12 protein-coding genes are annotated in these 15,841 nt (G+C 69.7%); 8 read left to right on the forward strand and 4 right to left on the reverse strand.

Features of this window, described 5'->3' with window-relative positions; translation table 11 throughout:
• The first annotated feature begins 69 nt into the window (after positions 1–69).
• Entirely contained in the window at positions 70–2,811 is a 2,742-nt protein-coding gene (locus Q7W82_RS03115; protein WP_242157771.1) for a tetratricopeptide repeat protein, read from the forward strand.
• Between the two features lie 31 nt (positions 2,812–2,842).
• Positions 2,843–4,186 carry a tRNA uridine-5-carboxymethylaminomethyl(34) synthesis GTPase MnmE gene (mnmE, locus tag Q7W82_RS03120; protein WP_242157765.1) on the forward strand — a complete coding sequence of 448 codons (1,344 nt, stop codon included), beginning with the start codon at positions 2,843–2,845 and terminating at the stop codon, positions 4,184–4,186.
• 27 nt (positions 4,187–4,213) lie between these two features.
• On the opposite strand, the gene Q7W82_RS03125 is transcribed toward mnmE, so the two are convergent.
• Positions 4,214–5,119: an NAD(P)H-binding protein gene (locus tag Q7W82_RS03125; protein ID WP_242157735.1), complete on the reverse strand. Its 906-nt coding sequence runs from the start codon at positions 5,117–5,119 to the stop codon at positions 4,214–4,216.
• Positions 5,120–5,330: 211 nt separating this feature from the next.
• On the opposite strand from Q7W82_RS03125, the gene Q7W82_RS03130 reads away from it, so the two are divergent.
• Entirely contained in the window at positions 5,331–5,705 is a 375-nt protein-coding gene (locus Q7W82_RS03130) for a helix-turn-helix domain-containing protein (protein WP_311195489.1), read from the forward strand.
• A 208-nt stretch (positions 5,706–5,913) separates the two neighbouring features.
• Here Q7W82_RS03130 and Q7W82_RS03135 read toward each other — a convergent pair whose 3' ends face one another.
• The gene (locus Q7W82_RS03135; protein WP_242157723.1) at positions 5,914–6,756 is read right to left on the reverse strand and encodes an ATP-binding cassette domain-containing protein; all 843 of its coding nucleotides are present in this window, start codon (positions 6,754–6,756) and stop codon (positions 5,914–5,916) included.
• A gap of 132 nt (positions 6,757–6,888) precedes the next feature.
• Here Q7W82_RS03135 and Q7W82_RS03140 point away from each other — a divergent pair, with 132 nt between their 5' ends.
• From Q7W82_RS03140 to Q7W82_RS03155, 4 genes are all read left to right on the forward strand, one after another.
• Entirely contained in the window at positions 6,889–8,085 is a 1,197-nt protein-coding gene (locus Q7W82_RS03140) for a fatty acid desaturase (protein ID WP_242157714.1), read from the forward strand.
• 71 nt (positions 8,086–8,156) lie between these two features.
• Positions 8,157–8,489: an EF-hand domain-containing protein gene (locus Q7W82_RS03145; RefSeq protein WP_242157712.1), complete on the forward strand. Its 333-nt coding sequence runs from the start codon at positions 8,157–8,159 to the stop codon at positions 8,487–8,489.
• A 135-nt stretch (positions 8,490–8,624) separates the two neighbouring features.
• A complete protein-coding gene (gene mutM, locus Q7W82_RS03150; RefSeq protein ID WP_242157682.1) occupies positions 8,625–9,437 on the forward strand; it encodes a bifunctional DNA-formamidopyrimidine glycosylase/DNA-(apurinic or apyrimidinic site) lyase in 813 nt (270 codons plus the stop codon).
• A gap of 235 nt (positions 9,438–9,672) precedes the next feature.
• The gene (locus tag Q7W82_RS03155) at positions 9,673–11,277 is read left to right on the forward strand and encodes a glucan biosynthesis protein D (RefSeq protein WP_242157661.1); all 1,605 of its coding nucleotides are present in this window, start codon (positions 9,673–9,675) and stop codon (positions 11,275–11,277) included.
• Positions 11,278–11,479: 202 nt separating this feature from the next.
• On the opposite strand, the gene Q7W82_RS03160 is transcribed toward Q7W82_RS03155, so the two are convergent.
• Together Q7W82_RS03160 and Q7W82_RS03165 are read right to left on the reverse strand one after the other, a co-directional pair.
• Complete coding sequence (locus tag Q7W82_RS03160; RefSeq protein ID WP_242157639.1) at positions 11,480–12,244, reverse strand: sel1 repeat family protein; 765 nt, start codon at positions 12,242–12,244, stop codon at positions 11,480–11,482.
• A gap of 166 nt (positions 12,245–12,410) precedes the next feature.
• Entirely contained in the window at positions 12,411–13,031 is a 621-nt protein-coding gene (locus Q7W82_RS03165; protein WP_242082658.1) for a thymidine kinase, read from the reverse strand.
• Positions 13,032–13,166: 135 nt separating this feature from the next.
• On the opposite strand from Q7W82_RS03165, the gene rep reads away from it, so the two are divergent.
• Positions 13,167–15,143 (forward strand): DNA helicase Rep, encoded by a 1,977-nt coding sequence (gene rep / locus Q7W82_RS03170; protein WP_010340793.1) that lies wholly within the window; start codon positions 13,167–13,169, stop codon positions 15,141–15,143.
• The last annotated feature ends 698 nt before the right edge of the window (positions 15,144–15,841 follow it).

The following is a 15,841-nucleotide window of genomic DNA, read 5'->3' on the forward strand; positions in this document are numbered from 1 at the left end:
TTGCGCATGTGGCCGGGGAAGGCGCCGGCGCGTGCGGTCCCGCACCGCCTTGCTCGCGAGTCCGTGGTCATGCGCAAGCGCCGTCGTCCGTTGTCGCCGTCCGTGGCCGTGATCGGCCTGCTCGCGTTGGTCCTGGCCGCCTGCCAGCGTTCGCCCGCCGGCAGCGAGACAACGGCCGCCAAGCCCGCATCGCCAGAGACGGCGATCGCCATCCCCGGCTCGCCGGCGTTGCAGACCCAGGCCACGGCGCTGCTGCGAGGCCTGCAGGCGCAACTGGCGGCGCAGCGCAAGATCATCGTGCTGCTGGCCGACGAGGCCAGGCAGTCGCCCGCCGACCGGCAGACCTCCAGCAGCGTCGGCCAGCAACTGTTCCACGAGGGCCTGGAGCGCCGCGAGGTGCTTGCCAGGCAATTCGATGCGCTTCTGGCGCTGCCGGACCCGCAGCGCTTCGCCGCGATCGGCAGCCTGCTGGACTACGTCGAATCGGCGCCGGACCTGTACGACGCCGACCGCCTGGCGTTCCGCGAGATTCTCGCCGACTGGCAGCTGCGCATCGGCAAGGATTCCTCGCTGCCGGCGATCAAGCTGCACCAGCGCATCGGCGAGGACCTGGACGCGCTCGACGAGATCGAACGCACCTACAACCGCGAGATCACCGTGATCTTCAGCCGCTTCGACCGCACCCGCGCGATCGTGCAGAAGCGCGAGAAGTGGGAGGACTACGTCGCCCACCTGGGCACGCTGTACACGCGCGAGGCGATCCTGCGCGACTACGGCGTGATCACCCCGTATCCGATGTCGATGCAGGACAGCGACCGCGAGGTGTTCGGCCGCGACCTGCCGCCGAAGACCGTGGTGCTGAGTTTCGACGACGGCCCGCATCGCGCGTACACCGACGAGATCGTCGCCATCCTCAAGCGCTACGACGTGCCGGCCACGTTCTTCGAAGTCGGCCGCAACCTGGGCAAGCTGGAGCCCGATGGCAAGGTCGACTTGTCGCCGTTGGCCAGCGTCAGCCGTAGCCTGATGGAGCAGGGCTACACCGTCGGCAACCACAGCCTGACCCACGCGCAACTATCCAAGGAAACCGGCGCCGCGTTGCGCAGCCAGATCCTCGACACTGACCGCATGCTGCGCGCGGTCGACGCCAAGCGCGCGCCGCTGTTCCGCTTCCCCTATGGCGCGCGCAATGCCGAGGGCATGCAGATCCTCGGCGAGGCCGGGCTGAAGTCGGTGATGTGGAACGTGGATTCGCTGGACTGGGCCGACCCGGTGCCGGAGTCGATCGTGCAGCGCGTGCTCGAGCAGGTCGGCCGCGAGCAGCGCGGCATCCTGCTGTTCCACGATATCCACGAACGTACGGTCAAGGCGCTGCCGCAGATCCTGGACCGGCTCAGCGCCGACGGCTACCAGTTCGCCGGCTGGAACGGGCGCGACTTCAGCGTCGCGCGCGCGGCCAGCAACGCCGCCGCGCCGGCGGTGACCAGCGGCTACGACAAGTCGTGGGCCATCGTCATCGGCATCGACGACTACGCGCACTGGCCCAAGCTGCAGTACGCGGCCAACGATGCGCAGGCCATCGCGCAGACGCTCACCGGCAGCTTCGGCTTCCCGTCGTCGCAGGTGATCGTGCTGAAGAACCAGGAAGCGACCCGCAACAACATCCTGGCCGCCTTCCACGATCGGCTCGCGCACGGCGGCGTGGGCAAGAACGATCGCGTGTTCGTGTTCTTCGCCGGCCACGGCGCCACCCGCAAGCTGGCCTCCGGGCGCGACCTCGGCTACATCGTGCCCGCCGATTCGGATCCGGCGCAGTTCGCCACCGACGCGATTCCGATGACCGAGATCCAGGACATCGCCGAGAGCTTGGAAGCCAAGCACGTGCTGTTCGTGATGGACGCGTGCTACAGCGGCCTGGGCCTGACCCGCGGCGGCGGCACCAGCGCCTACCTGCGCGAGAACGCGCGGCGCATCGCCCGGCAGATGCTCACCGCCGGCGGCGCCGACCAGCAGGTGGCCGACAGCGGCCCCAACGGCCATTCGGTGTTCACTTGGGTGCTGTTGCAGGCGCTGTCGGGCAAGGCTGACCTCAACGGCGACGGCCTGATCACCGGCACCGAGCTGGCCGCCTACGTGGCGCCGGCGGTGTCGAGCATCTCGCAGCAGACGCCCGCGTTCGGCAGCCTGCCCGGTTCGCAGGGCGGCGAATTCGTGCTGCAGGTGCCGGAGGGCGAGGAGTTCCTCACCGCCAGTACGCAGCAGCTGTCCTCGGCGGCGATCGCGATGAACGACCGCGTCGATGCGGCCGCGCCGGCGTCGACCGCGACGCCGCACGCCGGCGCCAGCAGCGCCACCGCGCCGGCCACCCCGGCCAAGCCGGCGGTGGTGGTCAAGGACCTGCAGGGCGGCGAGCGGCCGCTGGCGGTGCCGGCCGCAGCCGGCCCGGTGTCCGACCGGCAGCGTGCGCAGCGCGCCAACGACCGCGGCCTGCAGCTGTACAAGGAGAAGCGCTACGACGAGGCCGAAGCGCAGTTCACCGAGGCGCTGAAGCTGCGCCCGGACTTTGCGCTGGCGGCCAACAACCTGGGCTTCATCTACTATCGCCAGGGCAAGTACGCGCAGGCCGTGCGCTGGCTGGAGAACACGCTGAAGATCGATCCTTCGCGCGCGGTGGCCTATGTCAACCTGGGCGACGCCTACCGCCAGCTGGGCGATGCCGCCAAGGCCAAGCACGCCTTCCAGACCTACCTGGAACTGCAACCCAACGGTGCGTCGGCCGCCTACGTCCGCGGCCAGTTGCAGACGCTGTAATTCGCCACGCTACCGACCTGCCGCTCTCGCCATGCCGTCTTCCGCCACCGACACCATCGCCGCCATCGCCACCGCCCCTGGTGCGGGCGGTGTCGGCGTGGTGCGCGTGTCGGGTCCGGCGGCGGCGGCCGTTGCCGCCGGTCTCGGTCTTGGCGGATTGGTGCCGCGCAGCGCCCGCTACGCGCGTTTCCGCGACGCGCACGGCGAGGTCGTGGACGACGGCATCGCCCTGTGGTTCCCGGCGCCGCGCAGCTTCACCGGCGAGGACGTGCTGGAACTGCAGGCGCATGGCAGCCCGGTGCTGTTGCGGCACCTGGTGGCGCGCTGCTGCGAACTCGGCGCGCGGCCGGCGCGCCCGGGCGAGTTCAGCGAGCGCGCCTTCCTCAACCGCAAGCTCGACCTGGCCCAGGCCGAGGCGATCGCCGACCTGATCGCCGCGGGCGACCTGCGCGCGGCACGTGCGGCGCGGCGTTCGCTGGACGGTGTGTTCTCGCGCCGCGTCGACGACCTGGCCGAACAGCTGATCCGCCTGCGCATCCACATCGAAGCGGCGATCGATTTCGCCGACGAGGCGCTGGACACCCTCGGCGGCGAACAGGTCCGTGCCGGCCTGGCGCAGGCGCGCGCGGATCTGGCGCAGCTACGCGTCGACGCCGAACGCGGCCGGCGCCTGCGCGATGGCCTGCATGCGGTGCTGGTCGGCCCGCCCAACGCCGGCAAGAGTTCCCTGCTCAACGCATTGGCCGGCAGCGACCGCGCCATCGTCACCGACATCGCCGGCACCACCCGCGACACCTTGCACGAGACCGTGCGCCTGGATGGCGTGGAACTGACCCTGGTCGACACCGCCGGCCTGCGCGAGGGCGGCGATGCGATCGAGCGCGAAGGCATGCGCCGCGCGCGCCAGGAACTGCAGCGCGCCGACCTGGCGCTGATCGTGCTCGATGCGCGCCAGGCCGAGGCCGGCCACGCGGCGATCGCCGATGCCATCGCCGAGGTGCCGCAGCGCCTGTGGATCCACAACAAGAGCGACCTGCTGGCTGCGGTGCCCGCCGCCAGCGCCGAGCGCGTCTACGTCTCCGCCGCCACCGGCAGCGGCCTGGAGCAGTTGCATGCGCAGTTGCGCGCGATCGCCGGCGCGGCGGCCGGCGAGGGCAGCGATGGCGAGTTCTCCGCACGCGCGCGCCACGTCGATGCGTTGCAGCGCGCCGCCGCCCATGCCGACGCGGCCGCCGCCGAACTGCAGCACGAACGCCTGGAACTGGCCGCCGAGGAACTGCGCCTGGCGCATGCCGCGCTCGGCGAGATCGTCGGCACGCTCAGCGCCGACGACCTGCTCGGGCGGATCTTCTCCAGCTTCTGCATCGGCAAGTAGCGCGCACGCGCACGCCGCCGCGTTTGCTTACGGCTTCAACGCCGCCAGCTGCGTGCGCTGGTCCTGCAGCCACTGTTCGAACGGTAGCGGCGCCTGCCCGGTCAGCGCCTGGTAGTCGCCAGTGACCGTGGCGACGCGGCCGGCCGCGGTGTTGGTGTCGAACGAGGCATAGACGCGCGCGACCGGCTCGGGCAGGCCGGCGCCGACCATGCCCTGCACCAGGCCCTCGACCGGTACCGGCACCACCTGGATCTGTACGTCCAGGACCTGCGCGACCAGTGCGGCGATCTCGGCGGTGGTGTAGGCGCGCGCGCCGCTGAGGGTGAGCGTGCGCTTGCCGTCGCCGCCGGCCAGGGCGACCGCGGCCGCGCGGGCCAGGTCATCGCGCGCGATGTGGGCGATGCCGCCGTCGCCGGCCGCGCTGTACCACTGGCCAGAGGCCAGCACCGACGGCAGGCTCATGAACAGATTCTCGAAGTACCAGTGATTACGCAGCACGGTCCAGGCGGGCACGGCGCTGGCGGCAAGGGCGTCTTCGGTACCGGCATGGTCGGTGGCCAACAGCAGCGGCGAGCCGTGCGGTTCCGGGCAGGAGGTGTAGACCAGGTGGCCGACGCCGGCGCGCTCGGCCGCGGCGATCGCCGCCTGGTGCTGCTGCAGGCGGTGGCCGGGGCGGTCCAGTGCGTCGGTGCTGATCAGCAGCACGCGGCCGGCGCCGCGGAACGCTGCGTCGAGCGAGGGGGCGTCGTCGAAATCGCCGTGGCGCACGTCCACGCCGCGCGCGGCCCAGGCCGCCAGGCGGTCGGGCTGGCGGGTCATCGCCACCACGCGCGACGGCGCCACCTGCAGGGTGTCGAGCAGGTGCGTGAGCACGCGCTGGCCGAAGTGGCCGCCGGCGCCGGTCACGAGCAGGGAATCGGAAGATGCGGACATGACAGGTCTCCTGAGGAAGGGAGGCGTCGCAGGACGCCATGGTCTGGAAAAGGAACCTGGTCTATCCTAGAGACCTGGGCCGGGCTGTAAAGACGGCACTTTTTCCGCCCCTGCTTACCCCGAGGTAACCACCATGGCCATCGTCGTACCCCCGGCCACTGCCGGCGACGTGCTGCTGAGCCAGCAATTGCAGGACTACCAGCGCGCCGGCATGGCCATCGACCAGTGCCCGGTGCGCGACGTGCTGGCGCAGATCGGCGACAAGTGGAGCACCCTGTTCGTGATGCTGCTGGCCGAACGCCCGCACCGCTTCGGCGAACTGCGCCGCGCGCTGCCGGACATCTCCCAGCGGATGCTGACCCAGACCCTGCGCGACCTGCAGCGCGAAGGGCTGGTCGCGCGTGAGGTGCTGCCGACCGTGCCGCCTGGGGTGGAATACCGGCTCACTCCGCTGGGCCAATCGCTGAGCGTGGTGCTGGCGCCGCTGGTGCGCTGGGCCGCCGATCACCACGCGCAGATCCGCAGCGCGCGCGCCGCGTTCGAGAGCGACGCACCGGCGCCGAGCGCGCGCGCTGCCGCTGGCTGAGCGCAGTGTGGGCACCAATGGCGGAGCTGCTGATCACCGAGGCCGTTTCATACGTAGATACGTAGGAGCGGCTTCAGCCGCGACGGGCTTTACTGGGAACGCCCGGTCGCGGCTGAAGCCGCTCCTACGGACATTCCCGCATCACCCGCATCACCTGCGACATCTCGCAATCCGACGGCCCCGAACGCCCGAACCCGGCAACCGCCGATCAGCGCTCCGCAACCACCCGCGCGCTGTAGCTGTCGCCGTCGCGCTGCACCCGCACCGGTCCGCCGAATACCGCCGACAACGGCGCATCGGCCAGCAGTTCCTCGCGCGTGCCGTCGGCGTACACCTGGCCCTCGCGCAGCAGGATCACCCGCGCGATCTCCGGCACGATCTCCTCGATGTGGTGCGTGACCAGCACCAGGGTGATGCCCTGGCGGGCGAGGTCGCGCATCGTCGCCAGCAGGTGCTCGCGTGCGACCAGGTCCAGCCCGGTGCTGGGTTCGTCCAGCAGCAACGCCTGCGGCCGGTTGACCAGGGCGCGCGCGATCAGCACGCGTCGGGTTTCGCCGGCTGACAATTCGGCGTAGGGGCGCCGCAGCAGCGGCAGCGCGTGCGCGGCCTGCAGCGCCTCGCGCGCCCGCGCCCGCATCGCCTCGGTCACCTCGCGGTGCGGCGGCACCACATAGCTGGCGAAGAATCCGGACAGCACCGCGCTTTCCACATCCAGCCCGGGCATGTCGGCGAGATTGACGCTGAGATCGCCGGTGACGATGCCCAATTGGCTGCGCAGCCGGTCCACCTGCCAGCGGCTCTGGCCGAGCACCCGCACCGCCGGTTCCTCGCCGGCGCGCGCCAACGGATACAGCTCGCGGGTGATGAGCTTGATGAACGAGGATTTGCCGCAGCCGTTCGGGCCGAGGATGGCGGTGTGCTGGCCGAGTGCGATGCGCAGGCTCAGCGCGTGCAGTACGCGGACCTGGCCGCGCACCACGCTGGCGCGGTCCAATTCGATCAGCGGCGCGGCCGCTGGCACGGGGGTTGCTTGGGGAGAGGCAACTGACATGGAACCGACACCGTTCTGTGATCGGGAGCGCTTGGCGGCTGAATACCATACGCGAGCGCCGGGTGAAGTTTGCAGTCGCAACCCCCATCATGTTCTGACCCCACGCCGTCCTACGCTCTGGAGCTTCTGGCAATGTTCGACGCGATCCTCGACTTCCTCGGCAACGGCCTGCTCGGCGTCGGCTGGTGGGGCATGCTGGCCGTGCTGCTGCTGTTCACCCAGCTCACCATCTTCGCGGTGACCTTGTATCTGCACCGCAGCCAGGCGCACCGCGGCGTGGATTTCCATCCGCTGCTGTCGCACTTCTTCCGCTTCTGGACCTGGTTCACCACCTCGATGATCACCAAGGAGTGGGTGGCGATCCATCGCAAGCACCACGCCAAGGTGGAGACCGAGGAAGATCCGCACAGCCCGCAGACCAAGGGCATCGCCCGCGTGTTCTGGCGTGGCGTGGAGCTGTATCGCGAAGCGCGCACCCAGCGCGGCGACATCGAGCAGTACGGCAAGGGCGCGCCGGACGACTGGATCGAGCGGCACCTGTACACCCCGTACGCGAACCTGGGGCCGGTGGCGCTGTTCGTGGTCAACTTCGCGCTGTTCGGCCTGCCCGGCATCGCGCTGTGGGCGCTGCAGATGGCCTGGATCCCGTTCTGGGCCGCCGGCGTGATCAACGGCCTGGGCCACTGGTGGGGTTACCGCAACTTCGAGTCGGCCGACACCTCGACCAATCTGACGCCGTGGGCGCTGTGGATCGGCGGCGAAGAACTGCACAACAACCACCATGCCTTCCCGAGCTCGGCGCGCTTCTCGATGCGCCGCTGGGAACTGGACATCGGCTGGATCGCGATCCGTGCGCTGGCCGCCCTGCGCCTGGCCAAGATCCTGCGCGTGGCGCCGACCCTGGACGTGCGCCCGAACATCGCCGTGCCCGACGCCGACACCCTGCGCGCGCTGCTGTCGCATCGCTTCCAGGCGATGACCGATTACCAGCGCAACGTGTTCAAGCCTGCGCTCAAGGAAGAAGCCGCGCAGGCCGGCGCCAAGCTGCGCAAGCTGCTGCCGCGGCGCCTGCGCAAGGGTCTGGTCGACGATGGCCGCTGGCTCAAGCCCGACGCCCGCGCACAGCTGCAGCACTGGGTGGCGCAGCGTCCGCGCATGCGCACCCTGGTCGAGCACCGCGCGCGTCTGGCTGCCCTGCTGGAGGCGCGTACCCATGACGCCAGCGAACGTCTCAAGCACCTGCAGGCCTGGTGCCACGACGCCGAAGCCAGCGGCATCGCCGCGCTACAGGCCTACGCGGCGCGGCTGAAGGGCTACGCCCTGGCATGAGCCGCGGCGGACCGCCTGCCCCGCCACACGAACGCCGCCTTGCGCGGCGTTCGTCGTTGATGGCGTGGCGGATGCTGAGCATCGCCTGCGCCCTGATCGCTGTTGGCATCGCCAACGCCCAGGCGCAGGCGATCGACAGCACGGCCAGCTACCTGCAGCGCATGGACCGCGACGGCGACGGCCGTGTCAGCCTGGACGAATACCTGGCCTGGATGAGCTACGCCTTCGACGCGCGCGACCGCGACCACGACGGCGTGCTCAGCCCGGCCGAACTGCCCGGCGGCCGCGGCCCGCCGATCACCCGCGCGCAACACCTCGCCACCCTGACCGCCCGCTTCCGCAAGCAGGACACCAACGGTGACGGCTACCTCAGCGCGCGGGAACTCGCGGCGCCGCCGCAGTGAGCGCTGCCTGCGCCAGGCGCGCTATGCGGCCCGTCGCGCCGTGCGTGCGGTGTCCATCCGCCGACCCCTGCTTCAGCGGAAGGGCACCTCGCGCCCGCTAAGCTTGTCCATCTACCTGCGACACTCAACGACCCCATGCCCGAACTCCCCGAAGTCGAAACCACCCGGCGCGGCCTGGAGCCACATCTGTCGGGGCGGCGCATCCACGGGGTGATCCTGCGGCGGCCGGATCTGCGCTGGCCGATCCCGCCGGAGGTGGCGGAGCACCTGCCGGGGCAGCGCATCGACGGGATTCGCCGGCGTGCCAAGTATCTGTTGCTGGACACCGCGGTCGGCAGCGCGCTGTTGCATCTGGGCATGTCCGGCAGTCTGCGCGTGTTGCCCGGCGACACGCCGCCGCGGGCGCACGATCATGTCGACATCAGCCTGGAAGACAGCCGCGTGCTGCGCTTCAACGATCCGCGCCGGTTCGGCTGCCTGCTGTGGCAGGCGCCGGGCGAGACCCATCCGTTGCTGGCCGAACTGGGGCCGGAGCCGCTGTCGGAGGCGTTCGACGGGGATCATCTGTTCCGGCTCAGCCGCGGCCGCACCGCGCCGGTCAAGACCTTCCTGATGGACCAGCGCATCGTGGTCGGGGTGGGCAACATCTACGCCGCCGAGAGTCTGTTCCAGGCCGGCATCAGTCCGCTGCGCGAGGCCGGCGAGGTCTCGCGCGCCCGCTACGCGCGCCTGGCCGAGGCGGCCAAGGCGATCCTGGGTTATGCGATCCAGCGCGGCGGCACGACGCTGCGCGATTTCATCAGCCCGGACGGGGCACCGGGCTACTTCGAGCAGGAACTGTCGGTCTACGGCCGCGAGGGCGAGGCCTGCAAGCGCTGCGGGCGCACGCTGCGCCATGCCAGCATCGGCCAGCGCGCCAGCGTCTGGTGCGGCCACTGCCAGCGCTGAGCGATGGCGGCGCTCGCGTGGAGCGTAGATGGCGCAGTCGGCTCGCGCGGGTAGACCTGTTGCCCGGTCCGCATTGCCAAATCCGGAAGGCAGGGGCGGGAAGACGCGTCCCACGCGCCAGGTCTCGGCTGTCCGGCGTGCCCGTGCCCGCGGATTCCACCGCATGGGCGCCATCACCGCCGTCTTCGGCGCCGCTTGTCTATGATGAGCGTCCTTTTCCGTTTCGATCCCGGCCATGCAACGACGCGATTTCCTCAAGAACGCCGCCGCCGCCTTCGCCGCCATGGGCTTGCCGGCGATGCCGATGCTCGGCCAGGCCGCCCCCGCGGTGGGCCTGCGCCGCCTGGGCAAGCCGCAGCCGTTCGACTACGCCTGGCTCAAGGGCCACGCGCGGGCCATGGCCGAGGCGCCGTACCAGAGCCACAAGCGGGTGCTGCCGGCGCCGGTGGAGGGATTGACCTGGGACCAGTACCAGTCGATCCGCTACCGCCAGGATCACGCGCTGTGGGCGGCCGAGCAGGGGCCGAAGTTTCAGGCCAAGTTCTTCCACCTGGGCCTGTACTTCAAGACGCCCGTGCACATGTTCGACCTGGTCGACGGGCAGGCGCAGGAACTGGCCTACGACAGCGCGGCGTTCGACTACGGCAGCAGCGGGCTGAAGGGCAAGCCGTTGCCGAAGGAACTGGGCTTCGCCGGCTTCCGCCTCAACACCAAGCAGGACACCGAGCGCGACTTCGCCGCCTTCCTCGGCGCCAGCTACTTCCGTGCGGTGGGCAAGGAAGGCCAGTACGGCCAGTCGGCGCGCGGGTTGGCGATCGACACCGGCACCGGTGGTCCGGAGGAATTCCCGGACTTCATCGCCTACTGGCTGGAACAGCCCAAGGCCGGCTCGGACACGGTGGTGGTCTATGCGCTGCTGGATTCGCCCAGCGTGGCCGGCGCCTACCGCTTCGCGATCACCAACGGCGACGTGCTGCTGATGGACATCGACAGCGCCCTGTATCCGCGCAAGACCATCGAGCGCATGGGCCTGGGTCCGTGCACCAGCATGTACCAGGTCGGCGAGAACGATCGCCGCATGGATTGGGACTGGCGCCCGGAGATCCACGACACCGACGGCCTGGCGATGTGGACCGGCGGCGGCGAGTGGATCTGGCGGCCGCTGTGCAATCCGCCGCACCTGCGCTTCAACATGTTCGTCGACGAGAACCCGCGCGGCTTCGGCCTGCTGCAGCGCGACCGCAACTTCGATCATTACCAGGACGACGGCGTGTTCTACGAGAAGCGCCCGTGCCTGTGGGTGGAGCCGAAGCAGGGCTGGGGCAAGGGCTCGGTGCAACTGGTGGAGATCCCCACCGTCGACGAGACCTTCGACAACATCGTCGCGTTCTGGAATCCGCAGGACAAGCCGCAGCCGGGCCAGGAACTGCTGTTCGGCTATCGCCTGTACTGGGGCGCGCAGCCGCCCGCGTCCTCGCCGCTGGCGCATTGCGTGGCCACCCGCACCGGCCTGGGTGGCGTGGTCGGGCAGAAGCGGCACTATTTCTCGTGGCGCTTTGCGGTGGATTTCGCCGGCGGCGAGCTGGCCAAGCTGGGCAAGGAGAAGGACGCCAAGGTCGAGGCGGTGCTGCAGCTCAACCGCGGCCGCACCGAGATCGTCTCGGCGCGGCCGCTGCACGAGATTTCCGGCTACCGCGCGATGTTCGACGTGGTGCCGCCGGACGACGGCAGCGAGCAGATCGACATCCGCCTGTACCTGCGCAGCGGCGAGCGGCCGCTGACCGAGACCTGGCTGTATCAGTGGACGCCGCCTCCGGCGGCCGAGCGCAAGCTGTATTGAGCGCAACCGCGCGCGCTGCCTGCCGGCAGCGCGCGTGCTTGGATCGGGCATTGCGCTCGCATTTCAGTCCTGGCGCAGCCGGGTGTGCGAGCGTGGTGCGCATCGCGCGTCGCGGCTGAAGCCGCTCCGACAAGGATGCGCGGTCCCGGCAATGTGTTGCTGTGGGAGGGACTTCAGTCCCGACGCGGAAATGGCTCCGCGTTCAGTGCTTGTCGGGCTCCTGCGGCGGCTTCTGCGGCGCGCCTTCCGTGCTGATGTCCTCGACATCGCCGATGTCGACCCGGCCCGGGGTGCGGCCGTCCCACACCTGGTCCTGCAGCTTCCAGTACGCGCTCGGTTCCCAGAACTGCTTGGCGTAGAACACTTCCGGATCGATGCTGCCGCCGCGCGGGCCGTTGATCGACAGCGGGCCGGCCGCGCCGGAGTGGCCGAGCAGGCCGCCGGTGCTGCGCATCGCCTCGCGCCGCAATACCGCTTCCTGGCGCGGCTTGGCGACCTGGTCGCCGTACTCGGCGAGCATGGACTTGTCGAGCTTGGCCGCGCGCTTGCGCTCGTCCGGGGTCAGCTGGTTCCAGTACTCCATCTTGCGCGCGCCGAACTGGTCGTAGCCGCGCTCGGCGGCCAGCGCCATCCACAGGAAGCCCATCGTATGGTCGGCAGCGCCGCCCTGGCCCTCCCAGTACATCTCGCCCAGCCGCGCCTGCGACGGCTTGTCGGCATAGCGGGCGGCCAACTGGTACTGCTTCCGGGCCTCGGCGTACTCGCCCTTCTTGTCGGCGCGAATGCCGGCGCGGCGATAGAACAGGTCCAGGTGCGCGTCGAGGAAGCCGTCGGTCAGCACCTGCGCCGGGATGTCCTGGAAGGTGTGGTCGCCCGGGGCCGCAGTGGCGAGGCCGGGCAGGGCGAGCAGCAGGGCACAGGCCAATGCGGTGCCGCTGCTGGCAAGAAATCCTCTGAACGAAAGCATGTTCCTCATCCCATGAGTGAGCGATCGGCGCGATTCTAGGCATGCCGCCAGGTGCGCTCCATAGACTGATGGCATAGGAACAGACGCGCGTACGGCACGCGTCAGCCACGGTTCATCGCATCGTGCCGCGACGCACCAGCGCGGTGCGTCAGTGGTGACATCCGGGTTACAGCGGCAGCGCGATCTGCAGCGGATCGATGCGGCCTTCGCCGCGCATGATCTTCTTGAACTCGGGGCGGCTGACCGACACGTAGCGCTCGTTGCCGCCGATCTCCACCTGCGGGCCGTCCTGCACCGCGTGGCCGTTCTCGTCCACGCGCACGGTCATCGTCGCCTTGCTGCCGGTGTGGCAGATGGTCTTGATCTCCTGCAGTTCGTCGGCCCAGGCCAGCAGGTACTGGCTGCCCTCGAACAGTTCGCCGCGGAAATCGGTGCGCAGGCCGTAGCACAGTACCGGGATGCGCAGCCGGTCGACCACTTCGCTGAGCTGCCAGACCTGGGCGCGGCTGAGGAACTGGGCCTCGTCCACCAGCACGCAATGCAGCGGCCCGTGGTTGGCGATATCGGCCTCGATGGTGGCCAGCAGATCGGTCTCGGCGACGAAGGGCATGCCGTCGGCGCGCAGGCCGATGCGCGAGGCGACCACGCCGCTGCCGGCGCGGTGGTCCAGCCGCGGCGTCAGGATCGCCGTGCGCATGCCGCGCTCGCGATAGTTGTGTGCCGACTGCAGCAGCGTGGTGGTCTTGCCGGCGTTCATCGCCGAATAGTAGAAATACAGTTTCGCCATGCCGCCGATTCTAGCGCGGCGGCCGCGCGCCCCGGCCTTCGTCGGCCGAATCGCGAACGGGTTCAGCGCCGGCGCGGAGGCGGGGCGTCGCCGCCGGCCGGCGCCCGGTACAATGCGCGGCCAAGGGAAGTCTTCATGCACGGTCTCAATCCTCCCCAACGCGCCGCGGTCCTGCATTGCGAGGGTCCGTTGCTGGTGCTGGCCGGTGCCGGCAGCGGCAAGACCCGCGTGATCGTGGAAAAGATCGCGCACCTGATCGCCAGTGGCCGCTACCCGGCCAAGCGCATCGCCGCGATCACCTTCACCAACAAGTCGGCCAAGGAAATGCGCGAGCGCGTGGCCAAGCGCATCCGCAGCGAGGCTGCCGACGGCCTGACCATCTGCACCTTCCACGCCCTGGGGCTGAAGTTCCTGCAGATCGAACATGCCGCGGTGGGCCTGAAGCGCGGCTTCTCGATCTTCGACGCCGACGATGCCGCCGCGCAGATCAAGGACCTGATGCCCGGCGCCAAGCCCGATGCGATCGAGGACGCCAAGAACCTGATCTCGCGCGCCAAGAACGCCGGGCTGTCGCCGGAACAGGCGATGGCGGCGGCGCGCAGCAACCGCGAGCAGGAAGCGGCCAGTCTGTACGAGCGCTACCAGGCGCGGCTGAGCACCTTCAATGCGGTGGACTTCGACGACCTGATCCGCCTGCCGGTGCAGGTGCTGGAGGAGAACGAGGACATCGTGATGGCCTGGCGCGAACGCATCGGCTACCTGCTGGTGGACGAAAGCCAGGACACCAACGACGCGCAGTACCGGCTGCTGAAGATGCTGGCCGGCCCGCGCGGCAACTTCACCTGCGTGGGCGACGACGACCAGAGCATCTACGCCTGGCGCGGCGCCAACCCGGAAAACCTGATGCAGATGGGCCGCGACTACCCGGCCCTGCAGATCATCAAGCTGGAGCAGAACTACCGCTGCTCCAACCGCGTGCTGCGCGCTGCCAATGCCTTGATCGCGCACAACCCGCACGAGCACCTGAAGACGCTGTGGAGCGACCAGGCCGACGGCGAGCGCATCCGCGTGTGGGAGTGCCGCGACAGCGAGCACGAGGCGGAAAAGGTCGCCGCCGAGATCGCCTACCTGGGCACCGCCAAGCAGGTGCCGTGGAGCGACTTCTGCATCCTGTTCCGCGGCAACTTCCAGTCGCGGCCGCTGGAAAAGGCGCTGCAGATGGCCAGCGTGCCGTACCACATCACCGGCGGCACCGCGTTCCTGGAGCGGCAGGAGGTCAAGGACGTGCTGTCCTGGCTGCGCCTGCTGGTAAATCCCGACGACGACGCGGCGTTCCTGCGCGCGGTGCAGGCGCCCAAGCGCGAGGTCGGTGCGACCTCGCTGGCCAAGCTGGCCGAACTGGCCTCGGCCAAGCACCTGCCGATGTCGCGCGCGGCCGAGTCGGTGGGTGCGTTGCAGCAGTTGCCGCCACGCGCGGCCAACGGCCTGAGCGACTTCGTCGACATCTTGCACGAACTGCGCGCGGCCTCGACCACGCTGTCCTCGGCCGACGTGGTGCGCCAGCTGGCCGAGCAGTCGGGGCTGATCCGCGAACTGCGCAGCCAGTGCAAGGACGAAGCGAGTTTCCAGCGCCGCCGCGGCAACCTGGAGGAACTGGCCAAGTGGTTCGAAGGCGGCCCGCGCGGCGCCACCGTCGGCGACCTGGCCGCGCAGCTGGCGCTGCTGTCGCGCAACGACAAGGACGACGGCGGCAACCAGGTGCGGATGATGACCATGCACGCGTCCAAGGGCCTGGAGTTCCGCTACGTGTTCATCGTCGGCTGCGAGGACGGCGTGCTGCCGCACGAGGTCAGCCTGGAAGAAGGCAACCTGCAGGAAGAGCGGCGCCTGCTGTACGTGGGCATCACCCGCGCCAAGGAGCAGCTGTGGATGAGCTACAGCAAGCTCACCCGCAAGTTCGGCGAGCACATCCGGCTCAAGCCCAGCCGCTTCTTCGACGAGATCCCGGCCGAGGAAATGCAGCGCGACGGCGCCGACCCGGTGGCCGACGCCGCGCGCAAGAAGGAGCGCGCCAACGCGGGGCTGGCGGCGATCCAGGCGTTGTTCGATTGAGAGCCGGGATTGGGGAATTGGGATTGGGGATTCGTAACGCGGGGTGCGTTGCGCTGCGGGTGGTGAGGCTTGGGTTTAGTGCGTGTAGTGCGTGGACTTGTCGCTGTTCCTTCTCTCTGCGGGAGAAGGTGCCCCGTAGGGGCGGATGAGGGTCCGGGCGCAGCCTCGTGGACCCACACTCCGCGAGTCGCTTCGCGCCGTACCCTCACCCCAACCCCTCTCCCGGAGGGAGAGGGGCTAGTGGGCTGTTCCTTCTCCCGGCGGGAGAAGGTGCCCCGTAGGGGCGGATGAGGGTCCGGGCGCAGCCTCGTGGACCCACACTCTGCGGGTCGCTTCGCGCCGTACCCTCACCCCAGACCCTCTCCCGGAGGCAGAGGGCTAGTCGGCTGTTCCTTCTCCCTGTGGGAGAAGGTGCCCCGAAGGGGCGGATGAGGGTCCGGGCGCAGCCTCGTGGACCCACACTCCGCGGGTCGCTTCGCGCCGTACCCTCACCCCAACCCCTCTCCCGGGGGGAGAGGGGCTTGATCGCGGGCGCTCGCACACTGTCCGTTGTGTGCAGGGTTGGAGGCCTCCGGCCAGGCGCGTTCTCCTCTGCGCTGTGATTGCTGGTTCCTTTCATTGCGGCAGAAACACGCGCGGCTCCTGCCGAGGCGTGCGGAACATATAGCCAATGCACTGTGGGAGGGACTTCAGTCCCG

The organism is Xanthomonas indica (genome assembly GCF_040529045.1).
Taxonomy (GTDB): Bacteria; Pseudomonadota; Gammaproteobacteria; order Xanthomonadales; family Xanthomonadaceae; genus Xanthomonas_A; species Xanthomonas_A indica.

What these genes read in the sequence shown, in the direction of transcription:
- rep (WP_010340793.1), top strand. Translation starts at nt 13,167, where the DNA reads ATGCACGGTCTCAATCCTCCCCAACGCGCCGCGGTCCTGCATTGCGAG.
- mutM (WP_242157682.1), top strand. Translation starts at nt 8,625, where the DNA reads ATGCCCGAACTCCCCGAAGTCGAAACCACCCGGCGCGGCCTGGAGCCA.
- Q7W82_RS03125 (WP_242157735.1), bottom strand. Translation starts at nt 5,119, where the DNA reads ATGTCCGCATCTTCCGATTCCCTGCTCGTGACCGGCGCCGGCGGCCAC.
- mnmE (WP_242157765.1), top strand. Translation starts at nt 2,843, where the DNA reads ATGCCGTCTTCCGCCACCGACACCATCGCCGCCATCGCCACCGCCCCT.
- Q7W82_RS03145 (WP_242157712.1), top strand. Translation starts at nt 8,157, where the DNA reads ATGCTGAGCATCGCCTGCGCCCTGATCGCTGTTGGCATCGCCAACGCC.
- Q7W82_RS03140 (WP_242157714.1), top strand. Translation starts at nt 6,889, where the DNA reads ATGTTCGACGCGATCCTCGACTTCCTCGGCAACGGCCTGCTCGGCGTC.
- Q7W82_RS03135 (WP_242157723.1), bottom strand. Translation starts at nt 6,756, where the DNA reads ATGTCAGTTGCCTCTCCCCAAGCAACCCCCGTGCCAGCGGCCGCGCCG.
- Q7W82_RS03155 (WP_242157661.1), top strand. Translation starts at nt 9,673, where the DNA reads ATGCAACGACGCGATTTCCTCAAGAACGCCGCCGCCGCCTTCGCCGCC.
- Q7W82_RS03160 (WP_242157639.1), bottom strand. Translation starts at nt 12,244, where the DNA reads ATGCTTTCGTTCAGAGGATTTCTTGCCAGCAGCGGCACCGCATTGGCC.
- Q7W82_RS03165 (WP_242082658.1), bottom strand. Translation starts at nt 13,031, where the DNA reads ATGGCGAAACTGTATTTCTACTATTCGGCGATGAACGCCGGCAAGACC.
- Q7W82_RS03115 (WP_242157771.1), top strand. Translation starts at nt 70, where the DNA reads ATGCGCAAGCGCCGTCGTCCGTTGTCGCCGTCCGTGGCCGTGATCGGC.
- Q7W82_RS03130 (WP_311195489.1), top strand. Translation starts at nt 5,331, where the DNA reads ATGGCCATCGACCAGTGCCCGGTGCGCGACGTGCTGGCGCAGATCGGC.